The sequence below is a fragment of the Dapis brunnea BLCC-M229 genome (assembly GCF_050015995.1).
GTDB lineage: Bacteria > Cyanobacteriota > Cyanobacteriia > Cyanobacteriales > Microcoleaceae > Trichodesmium.
Genome location: NZ_JBNHEP010000002.1, coordinates 1 through 25,126, shown reverse-complemented (window position 1 = coordinate 25,126; position 25,126 = coordinate 1). Strand labels below are relative to the sequence as shown.

The window sequence follows — 25,126 nt, the reverse complement described above, 5'->3', positions numbered from 1 at the left end:
TCACCTAAAACAAGTTTTTTTGTCTAGGTGTGGATTTTACCATAATTATTGGGCAAAAATGGCATATTTACCATTACTTGATTTTTTGAGTCAATATTGAGCAGAGATATTGTGTCTTCTCTAGGTGCAGATTTTGCCAGAATTATCTATCTTATTGTTAAGCAACTGATTTTCTTGATATTCATATCGAAATTTTTCCCTATATTTGTGGAGATATCCTTAAATAAGTAGTATAAAAATTCCTAGTACATTTTATGAAAGTTAATTTACATTCGGCTCTCAACGATACCAATATTGATGCTACTCAATCTTCATCTCAACGTCAAATGGCCATATCTATTTCGGCTATGGCTGATGAGTTAGAACGGACTGTACCATTAAACCTCTGTTTGATTTTAGACCACAGTGGTTCTATGGAAGGAAAACCCCTGGAAACGGTTAAACAAGCAGCAGGACAACTTGTGGAGAAATTAAAGGAAGGCGATCGTCTTTCGGTTGTGGCTTTTGACCATCGAGCTAAAGTAATTGTTCGTAATCAAATTATTAATGATTCTGCTAGTATTAAGCGTGAAATTAATAAGTTAAGAGCCTCTGGTGGTACTGCTATTGATGAAGGTTTAAAGTTAGGAATAGAAGAGTTAGGCAAGGGTCAAAAAGATTCTATTTCCCAAGCTTTTCTATTAACTGATGGGGAAAATGAACATGGGGATAATGACCGTTGTCTCAAGTTAGCAAAGTTGGCAACAGACTACAATTTAACTCTAAATTCTCTAGGATTTGGTGATGATTGGAATCAAGATATTTTGGAAAAAATTGCTGATGCTGGAGGGGGAACTCTTGCCTATATTCAACGACCAGAACAGGCAATAGAAGAGTTTGGAAAATTATTTAATCGGATTCAATCTGTAGGACTTACTAACTCTTATTTACGATTTTCTTTAATGCCTAGAGTTAGGTTGGCAGAACTTAAACCTATTGCACAAGTAGCACCAGATACTATTGAATTGCCAGTACAAAAAGAAGGCGATGAGTTTATGGTGAGACTGGGAGATTTAATGAAAGATGTAGAAAGAGTCGTTCTTGTTAATATTTATATTGGGCAATTATTGGAAGGAAAACAAAAAATCGCTCAATTACAAATTCGTTATGATGACCCTGGTCAAAGTAAGGAAGATTTACTTTCGGAACCGATTTTAGTTGAAGCTAATGTTATGCAAAAATACCAGCCTCAAGTTAACCCCAAAATACAAAATCATATTTTAGCTTTAGCCAAATATAGACAAACTCAAATAGCTGAAACCAAATTACAACAGGGCGATCGAGCAGGTGCAGCTACAATGTTACAAACAGCAGCTAAAACAGCATTACAAATGGGGGATACAGGAGCAGCAACTGTTTTACAAACCAGTGCTACTCGTCTACAAGATGGAGAAGAACTTTCGGAAGCAGACCGGAAAAAAACTAGAATTGTCTCTAAAACAATTTTAAAGTAGAGGATACTTTTCTATCAGTTCAGCCAGGGAAAAATTCCCTGGTTAATCATTACTATGATATTTTTATGAGAAATCGAATAATAATTATAGCAGTTTAATAAATGGTAAGCATTCAGCTAGCTTCCAATCAGCTCTCAGTTTTTTATGAATTAAGTAAGGATTTGTTGAATAACACTTAGATTAACTGAATAGCTACTTAATTTATGGTAGAAATTATCTGAAATATATCAATAATAATTTATTGGCATCAAGACAAGACAAAACAAGAGTCATTATAATTAAGTGCCGATCAAGGAGTTATAACCCTGGAGGCAAGCTAAAAGCTGACGACTTAATACTTAGATAAATCTTGGCTACAAAGAGGTAACTTTGATTATAATTGCTTATTTTTTTTGTATAAAATTTTAGTTCTGATTGAGCTACAAAATTATCATTTTCCTAATTTTTTTCTTGATGTTACCAACACCGAATCTCTAAAAGGATTTGTTGAATAACACTTAGATTAACTGAATAGCTACTTAATTTATGGTAGAAATTATCTGAAATATATCAATAATAATTTATTGGCATCAAGACAAGACAAAACAAGAGTCATTATAATTAAGTGCCGATCAAGGAGTTATAACCCTGGAGGCAAGCTAAAAGCTGACGACTTAATACTTAGATAAATCTTGGCTACAAAGAGGTAACTTTGATTATAATTGCTTATTTTTTTTGTATAAAATTTTAGTTCTGATTGAGCTACAAAATTATCATTTTCCTAATTTTTTTCTTGATGTTACCAACACCGAATCTCTAATCGGTAGTGTTAAAAAGGAAAGGAGAGAGGAAAATATAGGGTAACAGTAGTAGAGAGGTGCATTTTACAACGTTTTTCATATGAATAAACCACAATGTGTAAACCAACCAAAGACATCATCTTCAGTAATTTGAGCGATGTAGCTGCCGCACTTGCTCCGCCAACGCTTCGCTAATAGATCGATCTAATTGTTCTTGAGGAAAGAGCTTGACGAGAGCAGAGAAAGTTTTTGAATTTTGACCAACATATAGCAATCCTATTTTATTCGTGTCAAAAATCTTACTGCTTTTTAGGGAACAGGGAACACTTAACTCTTAACTGGTAAGAGTTTCAGTTTTTTTATTTACTTTTTGATTACCCGCAACCTATGCGCGGATTGCTATAGTTCAATGGAAGACAAATCTGGGGAGTATCCAGGTAAGAACATTGGTAGTCCTGTAGATGTAGTGATTTAGGGTAGAGGTAGGGAACACTTAAACGGGGAACAGGGAACAGAAAGTACCATTATTTCTTAGTTTCAAAGAAATCATATTTCCTTGACTACTTGACTTTTTTTTGGATATCACTACTTCTACACCACTACCAGAACATTAACTTCGCTCCTGCCGAGGAAATTAACTCTTGAATTTTAGAACCTTTGTGGACACTCAAATTATCCATCAGTACAATTGCTCCTGGCCATAATTGAGGTACTCAAATCTGCTAGCTTGCTCCTTTCCTTTTTAGGACTACCGATATATTTTCTCCAACTAACATTTGTTCAAAACCTATTTATGCTCTTTATTATATAGAATTGTAGTTATTGAATAGAAATGGTTCATGGTAACTTGTAATTATTATAAAATTTTAGATATTACTCCTACAGCAACTCAGGGACAAATTAAACAAGCATATCGTCGTTTAGTGAAGTTGTTTCACCCAGATACTAATACAGATATAGCAGACCATGAAAGTATTATTAGAATTAATGAAGCCTATGAAGTATTAGGCGATCCCCAAAGAAGGAAGTCTTACGATTATTACCAACTTAATCAAAATTCTCAGAACTATAGAAAAACTAGCCAAGATTATCAAAATCACCATACAAGAGGCAAGGATGTTGATGAACACCTGCAAAAATGGTTAAATCAAGTCTATAAACCAGTCAACAAAATTATAATTCAAATACTGAAACCTCTAAAAAGTGAAATTGATAATTTGGCTGCCGATCCATTTGACGATCAATTGCTTGAATCTTTTCAAGATTATTTAGAAATTTCTCGGGGTCTACTTAAAAAAGCTCATAACTTATTTAGTTCTCAGCCAAACCCATCTAACTTTGCTGGAGTAGCAGCTCATTTATATTACTGTTTGAATCAAGTCAGTGATGGAATAGAAGATTTAGAGTTATTTACTCTAAATTACGATGATTCTTATCTACATACAGGTCAAGAACTATTTAGAATTGCTGGCAGATTGCGCCAGGAAGCACAAGTAGCAATAAAACAAATTTTATAAGTTTTTATAGATGAAGTAAGCATTCAGCTATTATCGGCGAAGAAGTATTTAAGGTAGGAAAATAAAAAAATCAATGATGAGTGTCAAATCAGTAGTCCTCAACAAGTAAGGATGCATTGTAGTAGTGAATGAAATACCAGATAGCTCCAATATTATTCTCTAATTTTTTAGAAAATGATCAAGTTGTTCTGATTAAGCGAGATATTCTCTGCCTTAAAGTACAGTTTAATATCTCAATATAGTTAGTGAGACCACTTGTTTTACTAATTGGTTTATGTCGTGTTTTTGGGAAGATTTCTTCGTAAGCTGACCAAAAGTCTGTATAAGTGATTGCACACTGTCGATATACACCAGACAGATAATTCCACAACCCTCTGGCTCCATCTATACTGCGTTCGCGGTAGCGTTGCCTCAGCAAATCGCCAATGCAGACTCCAACAATTTCTTTGCTCCTAATATCTATAGCCAGCCAAATCCACTGTTTATTGCCTTGATGGCCCAAAAATGACCACATTTCATCACACTGAATAGTCAATCGACCTTTTTTTTTGAGGACACCTCTATTTGTTTTGGAACTTCAGCATATTTGCGATTAGCCTAGTTCTGTAGCCAAGTTTCAGACACCAGGCAAACTCAAGCAATACCTGCAAGAGGTATCTTTTCTAGCAATAGTCGATCGACAAAGTCCTTGATTTTTTGGCAGATAAGTTTTTGCTGAGGATCTTCAACAAACTGATAGCCACAAATCTTGCATTTATAATTCTGTTTACCATTATGGATACGACCATTCTTCAGAATTTTTTGGGATGTAGACTTTGGACAATTCAGCATTTTTTTTGGCAATTATTATACAGTCTTTCTGAATCTTATCCTTACATCTGATGGACTACCTATTTATGGTAGAAATTATCTGAAATATATCAATAATAATTTCTTGGCATCAAGACAAGACGAGCCTAATTATAATAAGTGGTGATAAAGCAATTCTCACCCAGGGGGGAAACTAACAGCCTTCAGCTTTTAGATCCGCATTCTGCAGAAAATGCTTACTATATCAATCCGCGCATTGGTTGTAATAATTTTTATAATAGTTAATTTGAACGGAAAACATGAGCAAATTCTGTACGTCGCCAATCCGACGGCTCCCTTACCTGACTCCTGGCTCCTGACTCCTAACTGCCACCAAAATATTACAACTTGAATAGTATTGCTATAGATAAATAATATCCTAGTAATCGGCGAAAGTTAGTATATTATTTGATTAAATACCAAAAAGAGTTTGAATCCGGTTCCTAATCCGGTTAAAGGGAGAATTGTCTGGGGAATTCAGATCCAATAATCCTAATTCTAGTAATGCTTGTCGGCGTTCACAAAGCTTTTGGGAAATATCAACAGCTAAACTGGGAGATTCTTCTAAGAGTCTTTGCAAATCATGTTGCTCTATTACAAATAAAATTGAATCTTCGAGAGTTTTGACTGTAGCTGTACGAGGGGAACCCAACAATAAAGACATTTCTCCAAAAAACTCTCCTTCGTGGAGAGTTGCAATATATTTACCAGTTTTTTCAGAAATCACTTCAACGGCACCAGAAAGAATAATATAAAAAGAATATCCCGCATCATTTTCTTGACATATAATTTGTCCTTTAGGGAATAATTGTCTATAGCCATATTCTATTAATTGTCGGAGCTTTAAATCAGTAAAACTTTCAAAATAAGTGACTCTCTTGAGTAAATCACGCAAAGTCCAATTGCTAAGAGATTTTGTTATTGGCTTTTGAGCCTGAGGTTGAATACTATTCTGTTTCTGCTCCAAAGCAATACCATTCTGGTCAAACATTTGACTGTCAATGTTATTGGTAATATTAATATTTTGAAATAACATACTTAAATCTTGTGTATTTTTTAACCATAAATCTCGCTGAGGAAAGGGAATAACTATATCTCGCTGATTTAATTCATGCTCAATCAAAAAATTTAAAGAACTTTTGATTGGATCGCTATCTTGAGGATGGTCAATCCAAACTAATAACTCAAAATCTAAAGAACTATCGCCAAAACCTTTAAACCATACTTTTGGAGAAGGATTCTTTAATATACTTCTTTCAGTTCTAGCAACATCTAATAATGCTTCTGTTACTAGGAGTGGATCGCTACCATAAGCAACTCCAACTGGAATGTGAAGACGACTTTTAGGGTCTTTGTAACTCCAGTTAATAATATTATTTTCTACAAATTTAATGTTAGGTACAATTACAAATATACCGTCAAGAGTACGCACAATTGTAGATCGAATAGAGATACTTTCTACTGTACCTAATAAATTGTCTACCTCAATAAAATCTCCTACTTTAATTGGCTGTTCAAATAATAGGGTTAAACCACTGATAAAGTTACTTGCAAGATTTTGTAGTCCAAAACCAATTCCAATCCCTAAAACACCTGCAAAAACAGTTATAGTTCTTAAATCTATACCTGCTCTTTGTAAAATAATTAAAATTCCTAAAGTTGCAACTATATAAATAATAACTGTAGCGATCGCTTCTCTACTACCTCGGTCTAAACCTATAGGAGTTAGCAGTAATCTCTTGATTCCTGTACCTATACTCCGAGCAAGAATTAATACTACGATAGCTAATATAATTAATCTGACAATTGCACTAATAGAAAGATGATTATCTCCAATATAAAAAAGTGGATTTGTTAATACTCTAGATAAGTTTTGAAACCATTGTTTTCCTTGTACAAACAAAACATTCATACTTAACTTATTTGATTTTTTTTTATTTATACAATTTCTCTTGGTTTTTTCAAGTTAGCTAAATCTTTCCTAATTCGTTTAATTTTAACTTTTACCTGTTATACCAATTTGATAAATATTTGCTACAAATAGCTGGTTTTTTTTATGAGTCATAATTCAGGAGTCAGGAGTCATAATGAATAGCTTCAATGCTATTTATTAATGCATAAATTATCTTATTACTCAAAAGGATATCTACTGTAAACTATTTTTATCGCACTTATTATTCGTAACATTATTTTATTATGTTTGGTATTATACAAATTATAAAAAAATATTACACTTGAATTTTATATTTATAAATACTATTTATTGACGTAATTTTATTGTTTACTAACTTATGTTATTTCTATGGTTATTTTGACCACCTTCCAAGTGTAGCATTACTTTTGCTCAATGGTATTCTAGCCTTTATCAAATTGGTGAGATACACAAGTTTGGCATTTTAGGGAATAGGAAATAGGCACTATTGCAACAGGTAAAATAAAAAATACTGTATCTCATGAACATGAGAACCACTGTACCTGTTGCCCGATCTCAATAAATAATTTAAAACCATAAAAGCCAATCAATTTCATTTGCTTGAATATCTAATTCTCGGTGGTTATAAGAGAATTTAAATTTAATTTTTTTATTGATTCAACCAATTGGAGCAAATAATTTATCAAAATTGTAATTGTCAGCAATGAAGAACAGATATTTATAACAAATATTTACAAAATTAGTATTGTCATCTCAATTGGAGATATGAACATAAAATGGTAGTCCTAAAAAGGAAAGGAGCAAGCTATAGGCAACGAAGCATTGTGATGATGGATGAAATGCCAGATCGCCCCTATATGATTTTCTTTTCTTTTGGAAAAAGATCGGGTTCTGGGCACTAAACGTGAAACTCGTTGGTGTAAAGTATAGTTAAATCTCTCAATATAGCTCCTAGGCCCATTTTCTTTCCCCACTGCTTGATGTGGTTGACTGGGTAAGACTTCTGCATCAGCCGACCAGAAATCGGTATAGCAAACCCCACAAGATTGGATAGACTGCTGGTAACGATTCCCACTGCTTCCCTTGCTCAACCCGCACAACCCTCTCCAATTTGGCATCCAATAATTTCACGGATGTCTACATCCAGACCTAACCAGACCTACTGTTTATTCCCTTTATGATCATAAAATGACCATAATTCATCCATCTGTACCTTTAAGCTTTCCTTCCCCTTGGGGTCCATCTCCAGTTGCTCAAACAGCTGTGTGTATTTCTGATTAACATAATTGTCTAACCATAGCTGTGAGACCTTAGCCATTCTGGCAATTCCAGCAGGGGTATCTTTTCAAGTAGCATTTGCTCGTGTCCACTCTTGGGTTGATTGGGTAGGGTCTGAGACTCTTGTCCGCGATCAGATTTTCCACAAATTGACGACCAGAGTCTAGGAATTTGTGATTCTGTCTACTATGGCGGGTTTTACTATTCTTGACCACTCAAGCATGAATTGTATGATGGACAGGGTGGCTTGGGGTCTGACATTAAAATGCACCTCTCTACTACTGTTACCCTATATTTTCCTGTATCCTTTCCTTTTTAGCACTACCCAGGGTGTCAATAGCAAATTTTTAACTTTACTAAAAGTAAATTGAAGATTTTAAATTCTAGATGGTAAAAGTTAGGGGGTTAATATTACTTGAAAAATATAAAAACTGATTATTTTTGTATCTTTGTCCAACAACAAATCTATCCATAATCTAAAATTAGTCAGGACTTACACATTGGTTAAGCTAAAAACACTACTAAATTATATAGCACTATAGTTTTTAGCGATTCTATGAATAAGTCCTAATTACTCTAATACTGAAAAACACTATAATAAGCAGGTACACAAAATTAATTACATATATATTGATATTTTGATATTGGGGTGAAACCTCAATTAAATCATGATTCGGATGTGTAAATAATTTCATTCAGGTGCTTAAATAGCTACTGATTACTCTGATTAAGATAGCTAGCTTACTGTAACCAGAGTTTGTTCTGGTTCTTGAAAAAGTGGGGTACTTAAATAACGCTCCCCAAAACTAGGCTGAATCATCACTATTAATTTACCTTCATTCTCTGGACGCTTACCGACTTGGATAGCTGCACAAAGAGCAGCTCCTGTAGAAATACCGGACAGAATTCCCTCTTCTTTTGCTATACGACGACCATAAGTAATTGCGTCACTATCAGGAACTTGGATTATTTCATCAATAATCTCCGTATTCATTACATCTGGCACGAAACCTGCCCCAATTCCCTGAATTTTATGTGGTCCTGGTTTTCCACCAGATAATACTGGACTGTTATAAGGTTCAACAGCGATCGCTTGAAATTCAGGCTTTCTTGCTTTAATTGTCTCTGTAACCCCTGTAACTGTTCCACCAGTACCAACACCAGCCACCAGAATATCTACTTTACCATCTGTATCTTCCCATATTTCTAGTGCTGTAGTTTTGCTATGAATTTCTGGATTAGCTGGATTCTGAAATTGCTGTAACATATAATATATGTTAGGGGTTGAATCCACAATTTCCTGTGCTTTGGTAATAGCACCTGTCATACCTTTACTACCTGGAGTTAAGACTAACTCTGCTCCATAAGCGCGTAACATAGCACGACGCTCCATACTCATTGTTTCTGGCATGGTCAAAATTAGCTTGTAACCCCTAGCAGCAGCCACCATTGCCAAAGCAATACCTGTATTTCCAGAGGTTGGTTCAACCAATGTTGTTTTACCCGGTGTAATTAAACCTTCGCGCTCCGCCACATTAATCATATTTACACCAATACGATCTTTGACTGAAGCAGCTGGGTTCATTCCTTCTAGCTTTACTACTATTTTTGCTAGACAACCTTCTGCTTGAGGAATACGATTGAGTTGTACTAGGGGTGTGTGACCTACTAATTCTGTAATATTATGAGCAATACGCATGATATATTTATTACTAATGTTAAGCTTAGGGTTCTACCAATAACTTGATAGAAAATGGTTATTTATCGTAACTATTCAGACGTTAATCACAAGCTTCATTGTCTTGATAGTCCAAATAAGTATTGAGAGACTTAGGTCTAATTAAAAGTATAAGCTGAGGTGCATTTAAACTTTAAATTTTGCTAGCTGAAACCCTTGTTAAATGGTAAGTGTGTCTCAAAAATAAATGCGGAACAGCTTAGGTAAAAGCAAATTAGTAAATATAGCACTAATTGATTAGTACTCCGAATCAACTCTTGATTACCCAAAAATTTGGTTTAAAGCAATTTTTCACTTTTATTACTGTTTCCAGCATTCCCCAGGAAAAGATGACTGCTAATAGCTGAATGCTTAGATTTAATCATAGATTTTAAGTTGATTCTTAACTAACTAGACTATTGTCTACTCTTTCAACTTTTTCGCATTCTACCTAAAATTTACAATTACTTCATCTAAGTTCTTTTCTACTTTTGCGATAGGATAACCAATATTTAGTTATGATTGCTTTAGTTTATAGATAAATTATGTACTGATTTTTACCAATTAATACATTTTTGCTTTTTCTTTATCTTCCTACAAGTATCTATTTTAGCCTAACTATTAAGTTGATTTTAAATAAAAGAAATAAATATACAGCCTATTCCATGTAAGTGTGGTACAGTGATTATAGTAGATTTGCTAAAGATCGAGGTGAAAATTTAATTCTATACTTCAAAAACTATTTAAAAGCTGTATATTAGGAATTTTATAATTTTTTAATTAAAAGCAATAAATTACATTAGTCAGACTGTTAAACATGTTTAATTATAGACTTAAGTTTTAAATTATAGCACTTTTTAGGATTGTCAAGTAAACTTTAATATTGATTTCTTTTCCCTATCCCCTACCCTAAATCTCTAAAACTTTGTACCTTATAAACTCGAAAATTGCTGTAAATAAAACTTATCAACAAAAACACCTAACTTTTATAATTATCTGTAGCGATAGTAGTCCTAAATAAACTAAAAATTATTTCAATTTCTGTTTATTTACTTGTGAGTGCCAACTTATTGTAAATAACAACTTTAATTTTATAGGACTTAGGGCATCGAAATTATCGCGACGTTGCGCTTACGGGACAACAAGGAATTACCTGACATCACTGATCGGGGCTTTCTTTTTCATAACACCTGCCTCCAAGAACGACCTCTTTTTGCTCTTAAAGTCACTCTACAGACTGACAGTCCTAACCTAATGCTTTTAGGATACTTAGTATAGCACATTACTTGAAAAACCGTTCTTATTGATTGGTTTTTCCAAATGAATGTTGAGATAAATCCAGTTGCTACAATAAATCTTTAGTTTCAACAATACACATCCAGGCAAAAATTGGATTTCTGGGTTCGGTGTGAGTAAGTCCTATTTCTTTAATTTATAGGGTGGGAAATACCACCCTAATTTTTCCATCTAACCACTAGAACTGGAACGTAGTTCTGATGGTACCAATAATTAACTCATCATTATCATCATCTTGGTTAGCATTTGTAATGACAGTTACACCAGGAGTAATTGAGATATAATCTGTAATTTGATATTTGTAGAATGCTTCAAGATGCCATGACATATCTGTTCGCAATCCTGAAGCTAACCCATTAGGAACTTCTAAGTCATTCAAGTAAGGTTCCCGACCTACAACAATACCACCTAAACTGCCTTCCTTCAATAAATCTGGGAAAGCAATAGTAGCTCCATAAGTCCAGATTTCAAAATCACCTAAGCCAATTAGTTTTCCATCAAGATACATACCAAACCCATTAATGGTTACCCAATCAGCAGCTCGCCAAGACATTTCTACACCATAAGCATTAGTAGAAACTGGCTTGGCAATATTGACTGAACCTGGTCGGCGGTCATTGAGTCCAGCATTTAGACCATACACACTGTTAGCAATACCAGTTCCCACAAACCCACTATTTAAACTCTGATTATTACCTAGACCTGTGGCTGCCCCATCATCAAATCCAAAATTCCCTGGTCCAAAATAGCCTTTGTTGTAGGTAAGTCCAACTTGGAAATTTCTGATGGGAGTAAATGTTAGCTGTGCTAGTGCAGCATAGTCTCCGTTAAATAGACCTTTTCCTTCACGAGGGTCTTCACCTTCTGCTGCTAAATAACCAAAAGATACAGAAAATGGACTATAGGTACAAGCATATTGGTCTTTACAACCAAAATCATACTCAACTCCCAGTCCTTTACCGCCCCCTAACCGATAGATTGGGTTCCTTTGACCAAAAGCACTGAGAGAACCGCTTCCTCCATCAAAGTCTTCCATATAAGGATTCAGTGTAGGAACAAAATCGTACCAACTTACCTTATTAGCAGCAATAGTTACCCTGATGTTATCTCTGACAGGGAACTTATAGAATAGTTTATCTAGCTGAAGCGTATCATCTGTACGGTCAAGAATATTAAAGGTTTGTTGTCCCTCTGACTCGGCTATCCATTGGTTAAATGCTTGAGCATTACCTGCTTGTAACCTGGTAAATAATAAGTCCTCACCAGAAAAGCTAGTGTTGAAATTCAGACGTACCCTGTATTGGAATACTGTTTGGTCTTCATCCTGGGTATTATCACTAAATACTCCATATCGCCCTTCGTCTTCAAAGTTATCAACAAGGGCAAAAATTACCTCACCTCTAAGTTTGGTAGTTGTAGAGAATTGATTAGCCTCCAATTCAGCAGCACGAGCTTCTAGAGCATCGACACGACCCCGGAGAATTGCTAATTCTGCAGAAAATTCTTCTTGTAACCTTTGCAGAATCGCCAGGTCTTCTCTAGTTACTGTATCTGCTAGAGCAGCTTGTAAAAGTTCTGTAATTCTATCTAGGCAAGCGTTAACACCAGCAGCAAATTCAAAACGGGTCAAAGAACGGTTGCCTCTGTAAGTACCATCTGGATATCCAACGATACATCCATAACGTTCAACTAAGGACTGTAGTGCTTGAAATGCCCAATCTGTAGGCTGAACATCAGAAAGTTGAGATACAGAAGTAACTTGACCTTTTTTACTGCTACGATTTCTACCATTAATTCTGTTAATATTACGAAGACCTGGTTGACGAAGATTGCGACCTTCTCTACCGTAGCGGTTGATTTGTCGTATGGTAGTTGCTGGTGTATTTGCAACGGAATTAGCCGAATTTGTTCCAGGAACTTGAGCTAATAGTTCAGTTCCTTGTGTATCTATTATTATATTTGTTGATAAATTTTCAGTTGTTGCAGCTTGAGGCTGAATAACTGTATTAGTTGATTGACTTTCAATCGCCACAGCGGTTGAGGATGCAACAAGGGTTGCTCCCAAGACTGCTGGACTAAAAAGTAAACAATTCCAGAATATTTTTGACATTTTCCCCTCATCCTCACACCGATTACAGAGAGACTATTTGGCTCTTATATTTAGTTATTTCCCATAGGGTAGGATAATCAATTATTGCTTGATAGTCCTGCATCTCCATTGGATATTAATTGAGGTATTAATAATGGAGTATTGTGCAGGTAGTCCAATTTTCTCTCAGAGTCAAGATTCCTCTTTCCAGAATTAGGTTTGCTTCGAGCAATATTAAAATAATTCCAACCCTAGAACAAACTTTGATATTTGTTCGACTTTTTTATAGCACAAACAGAATCTTCTATAGACCTTTACTACAAATTTAGATTTTTACCTTAATATCTTAGGTTTTAGGTATACCCAAGCTGAGAATTACAAAACCAGCAGCTTGTCCATATAAATAAGTTAGGTAGATGATTGACAGACTATCACAATTTTTTTTTCTCAACAACCTTTATCCAAAATTTTGTTTATTCTCTCAAGAGTCTCCTGATTAATTTTTCATCTACATTATTATTTGATAGAAATTTGTATACCTTATTTGCTGTGTCCTAGTATCGAAAAGACTTGTCTGTGTTCAAATAGTTCCAAGAAATGGCTATTAATTTTATTCTTGGCTGCTTCAGAACGCATAATTCTCAGAGCAACTTCTACAGGTAAGCCTTTTTTATAAGGGCGATCGCCAGCCGTTAAAGCATCATATATATCTGCGATAATTATAATTTGAGCTTGAATAGAAATGTCCTTTTCTTTTAGTCCCCTAGGATAACCACTGCCATCCAATTTTTCATGGTGTCCATAAGCAATTTCTGGTATCTTCTGTAGATTTTTTGTCCAAGGAATCTGTTTTAAAAATTCGTAGGAATCTGTTACATGAGCTTCCATAGCTTGTCTTTCTTCAGGGGTCAAATTCCCCCGAGGAACTAAAAGTTGAGCCATTTCCTCTGGTGTAATCAGAGGTTTAATTTGACCATCTATATCTTTGTAGGTGTAAAGTGATATTTGCTGTAGTTGCTGTAGTGGTTCTTCTGCTATAATTGTCGGCTCGTTAGCCCTTAGTATTGTTTGCCAATAGTCGTTAAGCTGAGTAATTGCTGCTTCTAGCTCCAAATCCAAGTTTTCTATTTTTTGGCACAAAAGACAATTGTCTTGAGTATGTGGTTGAGATATGTCAGACAAATGTCCAAGCAAGTATTTGTACTTAGTTTGAGCAGATTCCATTTCCAAAGTACGTTGGGCTACAGAAAACCTTTGCTGGATCAGCTCTAATTGTTGCTCATATAATTTTTTGCGTTTTGTTAAAATAGCTTCTGGCACACCTATTTTACCGAAATCATGTAATAGAGCTGCATAACGGATTTCCTGAATTTGCTGACTACTAAAATATATGCCTGACAATAGACCATTAGTAATCATATTCACTTCTTCACACAGAGCTACCGTTAATTTTGCTACTCGCTCTGAATGACCAGATGTACAAGGATCTCTAGCTTCTATCGCTTGTACTGATGCTTTGACAAAACCCTCAAATAAATTTTCTATATTTTCTTGTAGATGATTTCTTTCTATAGATATAGCTGCTTGAGAGGCTAAAGAAATTAATATTCTCTCTTCCCATTCTGAGTATGGCTGAGTTAATTCTTTAGCATTTTTTTTTGTCAGTACAACATCAGATTTAAGTTTACGGTTAATTAATTGAAGCACTCCAATTATTTCCTGATGTCGATTTTGTATCGGTAAAATTAATACTGAACAAGTGCGATAACTTGTTGTATGATCAAAACTTTTATCAAACTTATAGGGAACATCTTCTGAAAGATTGTAAACATCTGGTAAATTTAAAGTATGACCTGTTAAAGCAACGTACCCAGCCAAGCTTTCAGATGTCATAGCTAATTCTAGTTCTTGAAAGGCAAATTCTGATAAAGAATCATTTTGAGCGACCTTGAACAATAACTTCTGTTGCGTGCTATTTAGTTCATCTACTAAATAAACACTACCCGCATCACTACAAGTTATCTCTCGACTTTTGGATAATATTAAATTTAATAGTTCACCCAAATTATGAGTGTCAGATAAAGCAACTCCAATGTCTAGTAACTGCTCTATCAATAATTCTGTAGTCTCAGTAGGTACCTGCAACCACTTAAATATATTTAACTGAAGCATAGTTGAGGCTTAGTCAATAGCCTTGACCTTAAATTATATTAGTATTAATTAATATAATTGTTTTCGCAATGAAAGTGTACTCAGATGAAGGTAATTTTAGACTAAGAATATTTGGTAGTGCATCAGTAAAGTGTGGGATAAGTAATTAGGTCGTTCCAACTCCAAGGAGCGATATAGCTGCCGCTAGGCTCCGCCAACGCCAACTCAGCTCTTTGTGCCGCAGTATTTTCTTTGCGAGTATGAACCCAAATCCAATTGAAATAGGCGATATAGCTGCCGCACTTGCTCCGCCAACGCTAACCTCACTGTTATCTCTGTCTGTGCCGAGACCTTTCCAAATTTATTCTGTCGGCGATGCCACCTACCTATCTGCTGCCTGACAATCCCGTTAGTTCGCTCTAACTGCTGTGTCTGGTCTTTGCCAATAATGTGCTTTACTTCTGGAGGGAGAATTCGCTCATACCCACCCCAATTATCAGTATGCCACTGTTTACAGTTGCTTTTCCCTTCTATGTTGGCAATTAATTCTGTAATGAACTGGTCAGTGTGTTTGCCGACACGAGTGGCCAAAATCAATCCACGTTCTGGATGCTTGAGTCATCCCAATCCAACAATCACCTTCTGTCCATTCATTCATCTGACAATGTTTTTGTTTTTTTGGACGAATGACCAAAATTCGTCACTACTGATTTGTGAGGTTTCTATGTTTTGTACATGGGCATTATGAATCATTTGCCCTTTTTGAGAAGCTGCTCTGAGCAAACTAACTACTGTATTATAAGCTAGGTTAACTGTGCGGCTAATTCCTCTCAAGCTACTGCCCTCAACATGAGCCTGTAGAACCATGCGCATTTTTTCTGGTTCAATTTGCCGACGATAGTATAGAGTGTCAAAAGTAGAGCGTGAAAGTTTGTCCACATTCGGGACAATAGTATCGTTGAGTTCCTTTACTGGTTTTTCCGTGCTTATGGGGTCTATGATGACCACACAGAGGACATTCCATAATTATTTCCACAATTTAGGGACTATATTCATTTTATCATTCCCACACTTTCTTGATGCACTACCTAATAATTATTAATTGTTAATTATTAATTATTAATTATTGAACAACCTATAATAAAAAAAATACCACTGGTTTTCACCTGATTAATTTCGTTCGTAGCAATAAGTAATAAAAAATAATTTTTCAGTTACTGGAGAGTACAAAGTTCTTCTAAAAAATGATTTGCTTTCAAGACTTGAAAGTATTACTGGAAAAAACTTACAGCACCTACAGGTCTCAATGGAGAGTTTCTAATCTTGAGATCCCTGAAAGCCTTAGCTAGCAATAGTTATTTCCAGAACTTTGCACTGTCTAGTTCAGTTACTTAAAATACTTTTAAATACTTACGATCTTTCACTTAGGTGAAAACATGAGATACTAAGAATTGATATATTTTTATAATGGCTTTTGATAATCTAGATGATGTCTTCCACCTGTATTTTTGTAGTATAAAATTTAGATATTGGGAGCTTTCCCCCTAGGCTGTTAAAGTTAGACTAACCTAAACTAGATATTATTTGAGCCATGTTAAAGTCTTTTTCTGTTAAGCCACCAGCATCATGGGTTGTTAATATAACTGTCACTTTATTGTAAGAAACTTCTAAGTCTGGATGATGTTGTGATGATTCAGCCGGATCTACTAATTTATTCACAAAACCTATCGCTTCAACAAAATCTTTAAATTCTTTTACACACTTAAGCTTGTTTCCTTCTAATTTCCAGTCTGATAATTTACTAGCACGTTGATTAATTTCTTCTACACTTAGTAATTCACTCATTGAACTATTCCTAAAATTACTCAAAAAACTATCCGCTCTTATCTTGAATAGTTTTGTGGTAAATACCTAAGAACTAATTTCAGATAAGAGCGGTCTAGGGGGTCACTTTGATTGGAACCTGACTGCCGGGAGGAACTCTAGGTCAGCCTGGTTAAGGTTTATCCTCATAGTTCCCTGGGTGGGAACAAAGGCTAACTGCTAGAGAGCAGCCCCAGCACACAGCCGGCATTTTCCAACCAGGTGACCCATGCGTTTACTACTATCTTGCATAGGCATCACCTCCTTTTATCCCTGAGCGGTTATTTGTTTACTTAATGTTACGTTTACTATAGTAGCACAAAAATTTGAGAACGCAATTATCTGGTTAATTTTTTTTCAGGGAATAGCAAAAAATCAATTATCAATTTTTGGACTTGTCCTGCTTGTGAAAAAAGGCAATAACTCATTTAGCAATAGGGAATAGGGGCTAATTTTCACAAAAAAAATAATAGCTCCTACATACTCATTTCTGTAGGAGCTATTCAAGGATAAGTACGAGACTCATCCGTTGATAAATTAGGTTATATTACAGAGCATTACCACGAGGTAATACTTCTTCTGGGAATATAAAGTTTTTATGTGGCTGATCTGCAGGAGCCATCCAAGCTCGGATACCCTCGTTCAGCAAAATATTTTTGGTATAAAATGTTTCAAACTCTGGGTCTTCGGCTGCCCGTAATTCTTGGGATACAAAGTCATAAGCTCGTAAGTTCAATGCTAAACCTACTATACCTATGGAACTCATCCACAATCCTGTTACAGGTACGAATAACATGAAGAAGTGAAGCCAACGTTTGTTGGAAAATGCGATTCCGAAGATTTGGGACCAGAAACGATTAGCTGTCACCATGGAATATGTTTCTTCGGATTGAGTAGGTTCAAATGCACGGAAGGTATTCGCCTGTTCACTATCTTGGAACAGTGTGTTTTCCACTGTTGCCCCGTGAATCGCACACAAGAGTGCGCCACCCAAAATTCCAGCTACACCCATCATGTGGAATGGGTTAAGCGTCCAGTTATGGAATCCTTGTAAAAATAGGATGAATCGGAATATACCAGCTACACCAAAGCTAGGTGCAAAGAACCAGCTTGATTGACCCAGTGGGTACATTAAGAATACACTGACAAAGACGGCAATTGGTCCTGTGAATGCAATAGCATTATAAGGACGTATTCCTACCAAACGGGCAATTTCAATCTGACGTAAGCAGAAGCCAATCAGAGCAAATGCACCGTGTAGAGCCGTGAATGACCACAGACCACCAATTTGACACCAACGTGCAAAGTCCCACTGAGCCTCTGGACCCCAGAGGAATAGTAGGGAATGTCCCATGCTATCGGCTGGGCTACTAACTGCAACAGTTAGGAAGTTACAGCCTTCTAAGTAAGAACTAGCTAATCCGTGGGTATACCAAGAAGTAACGAAGGTAGTCCCAGTTAACCAAGCTCCAATGGCTAGGAAAGCACATGGAAACAATAGTATACCAGACCAGCCAACGAATACAAAGCGATCGCGTTTGAGCCAGTCATCGAGGACATCAAATGGTCCTCTTTGAGATTGTGGGCGTCCGACTGCTACAGTCATTAAGGAATTCTCCAAATAATTATGATAACTACGGCTAATGTTTTTTCTCCACCATCATTAATTATGATGTTGTTCTGCTTGAGCAGAATATGAGAATTTTTGTAAACATTGTTTAATTTTGTTACCGTGATTCTCATTATAAAGGTAATTTTCGATCAGGGCAACCAGAAAAATGAGTTTTTTATGACATTATTTTGTTAGATTTTAGATTTTTCAAGTGGCAACCTCAATTTGCTATACAATCTCTCGTTAAAAATTAGGTGCTATTGTTAAGTTGTTTGAAGACTTATGCTCTCGGTTAAGGGAGTGTTTTATAGGAATATCAATCAAGATCGTGCTTCTATCTAAGAGAAATATGCTAACCTGAATAAGGCTGCCGTACAATCAGTTTCATTATATAGATAAATTGTAATACTTGAAATAGAAGAGCTTTGTAGGCAGGTGCGCCAGGAGTAGAAACTCTATAGTAATGAGGTTTGAGAATCCTGCATGGCTCCCTCAAGGACAGGATCAGAGTATTTCAAGGGGCTAACTACAGAAGTTAAAAATATTTACTATACATAATTTAGATATTAATTGTAATTTTATTGAAATGATATCTAATTTGTTATAATGAGGTAATTGATAGTTTAAGTGATAAGTGGTAAGGCTCAAATTTAATAATAGCTGATAGATTTTATCTAAGTTATCAATTGTATTCTCAAGCTTGGGCATAAACAGAAAATAGGATTACATAAGAAAACTTAGGTCAACAAGGGAAAATTATCTGTGTCAGTAGGTAGAGTTCCCACCAATTTTAAGCCTTTGGAGAAGATAAGTTACATACTGTGTAGTGGTCTTCTGTGTTTGTACAGCATTGCCTCAGAAAAATAAGAATCCAGTTCTAAAACCCTCACTGGCTAATAAGTTTGGGTAAGTTTAGTAAAGCGGATTTTATAGATGATTTAAACTGAAAATTCAATACCACTTAAATTAATACACTGTCTAGACGGCAATCTTTTCACGCTGTTTATCCTTTAGAGGATAGGTTTGGAAGATTTGTTTTTCTTTGGTAAATCCCATACATCCTTCCACCTAAACCACAACGGAACTGTAGCGACGATCAATAGCGAGTTGAAAATATTGTAAAATTAACATAGAATTTAATTTAAGAAATACCTAGGATGGGGCATATCGTGGTAAAAATGTATGTTGAGAGGTACACAGCTTTTGAAGCAAGAAGCCCTATACCCAAGGTTGGAAATTTCTCGTTATACTGCATGCAGTTAAAATGGGATAAAATTACCCTTCAAGCTCACTAATTAAAAAATGTTCACTATTGACATCATTGTGAAGTACACCCCTGTGCCATTCTCAGTACAACGTAAGTCCGCTGAGGATGCTGAGGCTGTTTATCAACAAGTCGTTGAGTCTATTAGCTCTGGAAACCCTCAAGTTTTAGAACTTACTTGTGAGAAAATGCCAGAGAAAAAGATTGCTGTAGTAATCAGTGAAGTTTCTGGTGTTCAAATTTCCCAAAAATCTGGTGCTGCTGCTACTGGAAGACCACCTGGTTTTGTAGCCCTGACCCAATGAAGCCAAAGGATAAAACTATTAAAGTTACTCATCCAGCAATTTTAGTAGAGGATATTTGTTTTAATTGGCCTAATGGCAGCCAAGTATTACGCTCTTGTTCTCTAAAAGTACCCAAGGGAGAGTTTTGGATGCTCTTGGGTACTAATGGCAGTGGTAAATCAACTTTGTTAAGATTATTGGCAAAACTTTTGTCTCCTCAGTCTGGAACAATTCATTTTGAAGGGAAAATAGGTTTTGTTTTTCAAAATCCTGACCATCAACTTGTGATGCCTACAGTGGGAGCAGATATTGCTTTTGGGTTAGTTGAAGAGAGACTTTCTCCACTTCAAATTCGTCATCGGGTAGAAGATGCTTTGACTGCTGTAAATTTATTAGAACTACAACGCCGACCTATATATGCTTTGAGCGGGGGACAAAAACAAAGAATTGCTATTGCTGGTGCTATTGGTCGCAACTGTGACATATTACTTTTGGATGAACCTACTGCTTTACTCGATCCAGATAGTCAATTAGATTTGGTGACTCAAGTTCAAAGTTTGGTGAAAAAGCGTGGTATTACTGCTCTTTGGGTTACTCATCGTTTAAATGAGTTGGATTATTCTGATGGAGCATTTCTACTAGATAAAGGCCAAGTAGTAGACCAAGGCAGTCCTGAACTTTTGAAACAACGTTTAATTAAAGATTCATTTTAAGCGATCGCCCCTGGACTAAGCCTTTAAGTTTAAACTTCAGGAAGTTAGGAATAGTAGGCGGGGATAATTGTGGGTAAATAATATTAAGATAGGTAAGGCAAATTAATTTTATATTTGATGGTCAGGTGAAATAGGTAGAAAAAATTATTTTTAGCACCACTGTTGGTTTACACAAGTATATTTTTTATCTCAACGTTGGTTGAAGACCCGCGCTCTCGGTCAGGGTAGCGTCGGGATGAAAACCAATCAATAAGAGCGGTTTTTACAATAGTGTGCTATACTAAATTAAACTAGGCTGCTGGGCTAGCAGTGTCAGTCTGTGGAGCGACCATAAGACCGAAAAGAGGTTCGGCCTAGGAGGCAGGTGCTATGTTAGCGCAGCTCCTCTGAAAGAGGCAGCAGAAAGCCCCTATCACTGATGTTAGGGAATCCCGCGTTGTCGCGTCAGCGCAACGTCGGGAGGATGTCAATTCCTGCGTCCTACTTACAAATGTTAAATTAATTTTTAACAGGTACTTATTATTCAGATAGATTGAGATGACGAAAAATCTTTTGGGTAAAGTTGCCTTAGTCACTGGAGCAACCAGAGGTATTGGTAAGGGTATTGCTATTGGTTTAGGGGAAGCAGGAGCAACTGTTTATATTACGGGGCGCTCACTTAATACTATTTTTAGTGACAATGTTTCTGGAACACTTTTAGAAACCAAACAAGAGATTGAAAAAGTGGGTGGTGTCTGTCTTCCTATTCAAGTAGACCATAGTGATGATGAGCAGGTAAGGTTGCTATTTGAACGTATTGAAAGTGAACAAAATGGGCAGCTTGACTTATTAGTAAATAACGTTTTTTCTGGAGTAGGAGCGATCGCTAATGCCTATGGCCAGCCATTTTGGAAACACACTCTGAGTCTTTGGGATGCTATTAATAATGTTGGTCTGCGTAGCCATTATGTCGCAAGTGTTTTTGCTGCTCGTTTAATGAGTCAGCGTCAACAAGGACTAATTTGTACTATTTCTTCTTGGGGAGGAATGTCTTATATTTTTGGGGCAGCTTATGGAGTGGGAAAATCGGCCTGTGACCGTTTGGCAGCAGACATGGCAGTAGAATTAAAACCTGATAATATCACATCGGTTTCCATTTGGCCAGGAATTGTCAGCACGGAACATATGTTGGAATTTGCTGAAGATTTGAATACTCAGGATGAGATTCAACCTCACGATGTTACTTTCAGGGATAATTTTAATTGGGAAACACCTTTGTTGACTGGAAGGGTCATTGCTTCTTTATTAGAGCAACAAAATACTATAAATTTAACAGGAAAAGTGCAGATTGTAGCTGAATTAGCTCAAAAGTATAGAATAGTTGATGAACATGGTAAACGTCCAGTTTCATTACGTTCTCTTCGTTTTATAGTGCCTAATGCTATCCCTATATTAAGAAAGTATGCTTGGCTTATTCCTAACTTCAAAATTCCTTGGTTTATCTTACAATGGGGAATGCTTCAATCTCCTAAAATTTAATCACTCTCTTCGACTCTTATTAAGAATAATTTGGAAAACTAAACCCCTACAGCTTTTTTCTACAAATTACTTATGATTAGTATATTTGCTGGTTAAGTTAAGTAGATAGGTCATTTAATTTATCAGTTAGCCTCCTGGGTCGTAAATTCGCAATTCATTTATCAGTACCGACTGCTGAATCAGAAGGATTGAAAATACGGAATATTCTTTTTTTTATCTCCTTGAAAGAGAAGGCTATTAACCCAAATTTTTCGGTAAAATAAATTTGGTTTTACTTCTATAGATAGCAGAGAACTGGGAAGATTGGAAAAACATTTTTACTGTCTAAAATTCATCATCAGTCTATGTCTTAACCAATTCTTTCTTAGCTATAGTTATGAAACTATACAAGTAGATTTTTACCCTGATAGGACTTTCAAATATGTTAAATTAATTTGGCATTGGGTACTTATCACTATGAAGTTTAGATAAAAGTTATGTTAACTTAGTATTTGTTAACATTATCTAAATAATAATCACCTTGAGTCATGTCACGTCCTTTAAGACAAACTATCTTACTTGTAGATGGCTATAATGTAATTGGTTTATGGCCTCGTATCCGAGAAATTCGTAATTGTCATGGCTTAGAAACGGCCAGAAGAGATTTGATAGAGGCTCTGGTAAACTACAGTGCTACTCAGGACTTAAATACTCAGATAGTATTTGATTCCCAATACCAATATACTCCTACTGCAAAAGAAACTATTACAGACAAATTATCAGTTCATTATACAGAGTTTGGTCAGACAGCGGATACATATATAGAGAAAGCTTGTGCTAATCTTCGCCAGGAGGTGCATTTGTCTAGAAGTAGGTTAATCGTAGCTACTTCAGATCGAGATGAAAAGCTGACTGTGGTTGGTTATGGTGCTGAGTGGATATCTTCCCAACAGCTTGCCCATGATGTGGAAAGTGTGGCAAGTCGTGTTCGGAGTAGGTGTCAACGAAGCAAAAAAGCATCAAGGCGTTTTCTGGCCAGTTATTTAGATCCAGAATCTCAAAAGCGCCTAGCTGAATTGAGAATGGGAAAAAAATAGGTATTATATCATATATTCTTATAAAAGTAAATAATTAAGTTATAAAATTATCTAATAAAAAATATAAGAATAAAAAATAAAAAAGGGGTTGCAAAATATCTTGGCTCCCGGTTAAGATAAGTAATCGTAGGTCAGGAAACGAGAAAAAATTCATTCCTCGGTAGCTCAGCGGTAGAGCGGTCGGCTGTTAACCGATTGGTCGCAAGTTCGAATCTTGCCCGGGGAGTTTAAAAATTTTAGGTTCTGGAAGTGGAGATATTTAGTGGTTCTATTTTTCTACTAACATCTTAGGCTCAGAATTATAGAATTAATAAATTTATGTTTCAGTACGAACATACTAATAAATGGCCTCTATATTGGTCTCTTGACCCAAATGTGACTTTTCTCAATCATGGGTCTTTTGGAGCTTGTCCATTGCAGGTCTTGACAGCTCAGACCCAACTGCGGGAAAAGTTGGAAAGAGAACCAGTACATTTTTTTATTCGGGAGTTTGAAACTCTACTGGATGAAGCTAGAGGGAAACTAGCAGAGTTTGTTGGTGCAAAATCAGACCAATTAGCATTTGCTCCAAATGCAACTACTGGGGTAAATGCAGTGTTGCGCTCCCTCAACTTTTCCCCCACCGATGAGTTACTAACCACAGACCAAGAATACAACGCTTGTCGCAATGCGCTGAATTTTGTTAGCGATCGCACAGGTGCAAAAGTTATAGTGGCATCCCTACCTTTTCCTATAGAGTCTCCTCAACAAATAGTCGAAGCAGTTATCAAACACATTTCACCAAGAACAAGACTTGCATTGCTTGACCACATTAGTAGTTCAACAGCATTTGTATTTCCTATCAAACAACTGGTAAAAGAATTAGCGAAACGAGGTGTTGATACATTAGTAGATGGCGCTCATGCAGTGGGTATGCTTCCACTTAATTTAGAAGAAATAGGGGCTGCTTATTACACAGGAAATTGTCATAAATGGTTATGTGCGCCGAAAGGTGCTGGTTTTTTGTATGTTTGTAAGGATAAACAAGAGAATATTCATCCTTTAACTATTAGTCATGGTGCTAATTCTACCCGTATAGATAAGTCACGATTTCACTTAGAATTTGATTGGGTAGGTACGGACGATCCAACAGCTTATTTATGTGTACCAGAAGCAATTAAATTTATGGGTTCATTGCTACCTGGGAGTTGGTCAGAGTTAATGGAAAAAAATAAGTCTATGGCATTGGCAGCTAGACATTTATTGCAGGAAAAGTTGGGAATAAAAATTTATTGTTGCCCAGATGAAATGATTGGTTCAATGACAGTTGTGAAATTGCCTGATGAGCGGGGGGATGAGGTTTATAGTGGTTTTATTTCACCTTTACAAAATGATTTGTGGGAGAAGTTTAGAATTGAGATCCCTATAGTTCGTTGGTCTAATAAAAGGAAGCGACTTTTACGGATTTCGGCTCAAATTTATAATAGTTTTTCCCAATATGAATATTTAGCTGAAGCCTTGGTAAAGTTGTTATAAAATTTTAGATTTTTTTAGAAGGTTTCTACTTTGTAGTAATACTATGAATAAATTTTATAGTGTTGCATTATCAAGGGATGATTTTGATATGTATCCAAAAATTTAGCCCGATCAATCAAAAGTTTCAAGGGATGATTTTGATATGTATCCAAAAATTTAGCCCGATCAATCAAAAGTTT

General features: G+C 35.9%; 15 protein-coding genes, 1 tRNA gene and 2 pseudogenes. 9 read left to right on the top strand and 9 right to left on the bottom strand.

Annotation, left to right across the window (positions count from 1 at the left end; all coding sequences use genetic code 11):
• Positions 1–254 precede the first annotated feature (254 nt).
• Positions 255–1,493: a vWA domain-containing protein gene (locus tag ACP6PM_RS00390; RefSeq protein WP_426580801.1), complete on the top strand. Its 1,239-nt coding sequence runs from the start codon at positions 255–257 to the stop codon at positions 1,491–1,493.
• A 1,618-nt stretch (positions 1,494–3,111) separates the two neighbouring features.
• The gene (locus ACP6PM_RS00385) at positions 3,112–3,789 is read left to right on the top strand and encodes a J domain-containing protein (RefSeq protein ID WP_426580799.1); all 678 of its coding nucleotides are present in this window, start codon (positions 3,112–3,114) and stop codon (positions 3,787–3,789) included.
• Between the two features lie 88 nt (positions 3,790–3,877).
• On the opposite strand, the pseudogene ACP6PM_RS00380 reads toward ACP6PM_RS00385, so the two are convergent.
• The 3 genes and pseudogenes from ACP6PM_RS00380 to ACP6PM_RS00370 all read right to left on the bottom strand — a co-directional run bounded on the left by ACP6PM_RS00380 (position 3,878) and on the right by ACP6PM_RS00370 (position 7,689).
• A pseudogene (locus ACP6PM_RS00380) lies at positions 3,878–4,620 on the bottom strand (IS1 family transposase).
• Positions 4,621–5,050: 430 nt separating this feature from the next.
• Entirely contained in the window at positions 5,051–6,550 is a 1,500-nt protein-coding gene (locus ACP6PM_RS00375; RefSeq protein WP_426580797.1) for a cyclic nucleotide-binding domain-containing protein, read from the bottom strand.
• An 806-nt stretch (positions 6,551–7,356) separates the two neighbouring features.
• A complete protein-coding gene (locus ACP6PM_RS00370; protein ID WP_426580795.1) occupies positions 7,357–7,689 on the bottom strand; it encodes an IS1 family transposase in 333 nt (110 codons plus the stop codon).
• A gap of 168 nt (positions 7,690–7,857) precedes the next feature.
• Here ACP6PM_RS00370 and ACP6PM_RS00365 point away from each other — a divergent pair, with 168 nt between their 5' ends.
• Positions 7,858–8,016 carry a hypothetical protein gene (locus tag ACP6PM_RS00365; protein WP_426580793.1) on the top strand — a complete coding sequence of 53 codons (159 nt, stop codon included), beginning with the start codon at positions 7,858–7,860 and terminating at the stop codon, positions 8,014–8,016.
• A gap of 569 nt (positions 8,017–8,585) precedes the next feature.
• Here ACP6PM_RS00365 and cysK read toward each other — a convergent pair.
• The 6 genes and pseudogenes from cysK to psbD form a co-directional block, all read right to left on the bottom strand.
• Positions 8,586–9,548 (bottom strand): cysteine synthase A, encoded by a 963-nt coding sequence (gene cysK, locus ACP6PM_RS00360; RefSeq protein WP_426580791.1) that lies wholly within the window; start codon positions 9,546–9,548, stop codon positions 8,586–8,588.
• Between the two features lie 1,492 nt (positions 9,549–11,040).
• A complete protein-coding gene (locus tag ACP6PM_RS00355) occupies positions 11,041–12,972 on the bottom strand; it encodes an iron uptake porin (RefSeq protein WP_426580789.1) in 1,932 nt (643 codons plus the stop codon).
• Between the two features lie 519 nt (positions 12,973–13,491).
• Positions 13,492–15,123 (bottom strand): HD domain-containing phosphohydrolase, encoded by a 1,632-nt coding sequence (locus tag ACP6PM_RS00350; RefSeq protein ID WP_426580787.1) that lies wholly within the window; start codon positions 15,121–15,123, stop codon positions 13,492–13,494.
• Between the two features lie 122 nt (positions 15,124–15,245).
• Positions 15,246–16,126, bottom strand: a pseudogene (locus ACP6PM_RS00345) (IS1 family transposase).
• A 539-nt stretch (positions 16,127–16,665) separates the two neighbouring features.
• A complete protein-coding gene (locus ACP6PM_RS00340; protein WP_426580785.1) occupies positions 16,666–16,947 on the bottom strand; it encodes a 4a-hydroxytetrahydrobiopterin dehydratase in 282 nt (93 codons plus the stop codon).
• A gap of 565 nt (positions 16,948–17,512) precedes the next feature.
• Complete coding sequence (gene psbD / locus ACP6PM_RS00335) at positions 17,513–18,571, bottom strand: photosystem II D2 protein (photosystem q(a) protein) (protein ID WP_426580783.1); 1,059 nt, start codon at positions 18,569–18,571, stop codon at positions 17,513–17,515.
• Positions 18,572–19,879: 1,308 nt separating this feature from the next.
• Here psbD and ACP6PM_RS00330 point away from each other — a divergent pair.
• The 6 genes from ACP6PM_RS00330 (at position 19,880) to ACP6PM_RS00305 (ending at position 24,947) form a co-directional block, all read left to right on the top strand.
• Positions 19,880–20,146 carry a UPF0367 protein family gene (locus ACP6PM_RS00330; protein ID WP_426580781.1) on the top strand — a complete coding sequence of 89 codons (267 nt, stop codon included), beginning with the start codon at positions 19,880–19,882 and terminating at the stop codon, positions 20,144–20,146.
• Entirely contained in the window at positions 20,143–20,838 is a 696-nt protein-coding gene (locus tag ACP6PM_RS00325; protein WP_426580779.1) for an energy-coupling factor ABC transporter ATP-binding protein, read from the top strand. Before ACP6PM_RS00330 ends, ACP6PM_RS00325 begins: the two co-directional genes overlap by 4 nt.
• A 537-nt stretch (positions 20,839–21,375) precedes the next feature.
• Positions 21,376–22,356, top strand: a complete 981-nt coding sequence (locus tag ACP6PM_RS00320) for an SDR family NAD(P)-dependent oxidoreductase (protein ID WP_426580777.1) — start codon at positions 21,376–21,378, stop codon at positions 22,354–22,356.
• A gap of 527 nt (positions 22,357–22,883) precedes the next feature.
• Positions 22,884–23,432, top strand: coding sequence for an NYN domain-containing protein (locus ACP6PM_RS00315; protein ID WP_426580775.1), 549 nt, complete (start codon positions 22,884–22,886; stop codon positions 23,430–23,432).
• 154 nt (positions 23,433–23,586) lie between these two features.
• Positions 23,587–23,658: transfer RNA gene (locus ACP6PM_RS00310), tRNA-Asn, on the top strand.
• 92 nt (positions 23,659–23,750) lie between these two features.
• Positions 23,751–24,947 (top strand): aminotransferase class V-fold PLP-dependent enzyme, encoded by a 1,197-nt coding sequence (locus ACP6PM_RS00305; protein ID WP_426580773.1) that lies wholly within the window; start codon positions 23,751–23,753, stop codon positions 24,945–24,947.
• The last annotated feature ends 179 nt before the right edge of the window (positions 24,948–25,126 follow it).

Bases quoted from the DNA above. Each gene is read 5' to 3' on its own strand.
- ACP6PM_RS00390 (WP_426580801.1), top strand. From the start codon at position 255: ATGAAAGTTAATTTACATTCGGCTCTCAACGATACCAATATTGATGCT.
- ACP6PM_RS00385 (WP_426580799.1), top strand. From the start codon at position 3,112: ATGGTAACTTGTAATTATTATAAAATTTTAGATATTACTCCTACAGCA.
- ACP6PM_RS00375 (WP_426580797.1), bottom strand. From the start codon at position 6,550: ATGAATGTTTTGTTTGTACAAGGAAAACAATGGTTTCAAAACTTATCT.
- ACP6PM_RS00370 (WP_426580795.1), bottom strand. From the start codon at position 7,689: ATGCCAAATTGGAGAGGGTTGTGCGGGTTGAGCAAGGGAAGCAGTGGG.
- cysK (WP_426580791.1), bottom strand. From the start codon at position 9,548: ATGCGTATTGCTCATAATATTACAGAATTAGTAGGTCACACACCCCTA.
- ACP6PM_RS00355 (WP_426580789.1), bottom strand. From the start codon at position 12,972: ATGTCAAAAATATTCTGGAATTGTTTACTTTTTAGTCCAGCAGTCTTG.
- ACP6PM_RS00350 (WP_426580787.1), bottom strand. From the start codon at position 15,123: ATGCTTCAGTTAAATATATTTAAGTGGTTGCAGGTACCTACTGAGACT.
- ACP6PM_RS00340 (WP_426580785.1), bottom strand. From the start codon at position 16,947: ATGAGTGAATTACTAAGTGTAGAAGAAATTAATCAACGTGCTAGTAAA.
- psbD (WP_426580783.1), bottom strand. From the start codon at position 18,571: ATGACTGTAGCAGTCGGACGCCCACAATCTCAAAGAGGACCATTTGAT.
- ACP6PM_RS00330 (WP_426580781.1), top strand. From the start codon at position 19,880: ATGTTCACTATTGACATCATTGTGAAGTACACCCCTGTGCCATTCTCA.
- ACP6PM_RS00325 (WP_426580779.1), top strand. From the start codon at position 20,143: ATGAAGCCAAAGGATAAAACTATTAAAGTTACTCATCCAGCAATTTTA.
- ACP6PM_RS00320 (WP_426580777.1), top strand. From the start codon at position 21,376: ATGACGAAAAATCTTTTGGGTAAAGTTGCCTTAGTCACTGGAGCAACC.
- ACP6PM_RS00315 (WP_426580775.1), top strand. From the start codon at position 22,884: ATGTCACGTCCTTTAAGACAAACTATCTTACTTGTAGATGGCTATAAT.
- ACP6PM_RS00305 (WP_426580773.1), top strand. From the start codon at position 23,751: ATGTTTCAGTACGAACATACTAATAAATGGCCTCTATATTGGTCTCTT.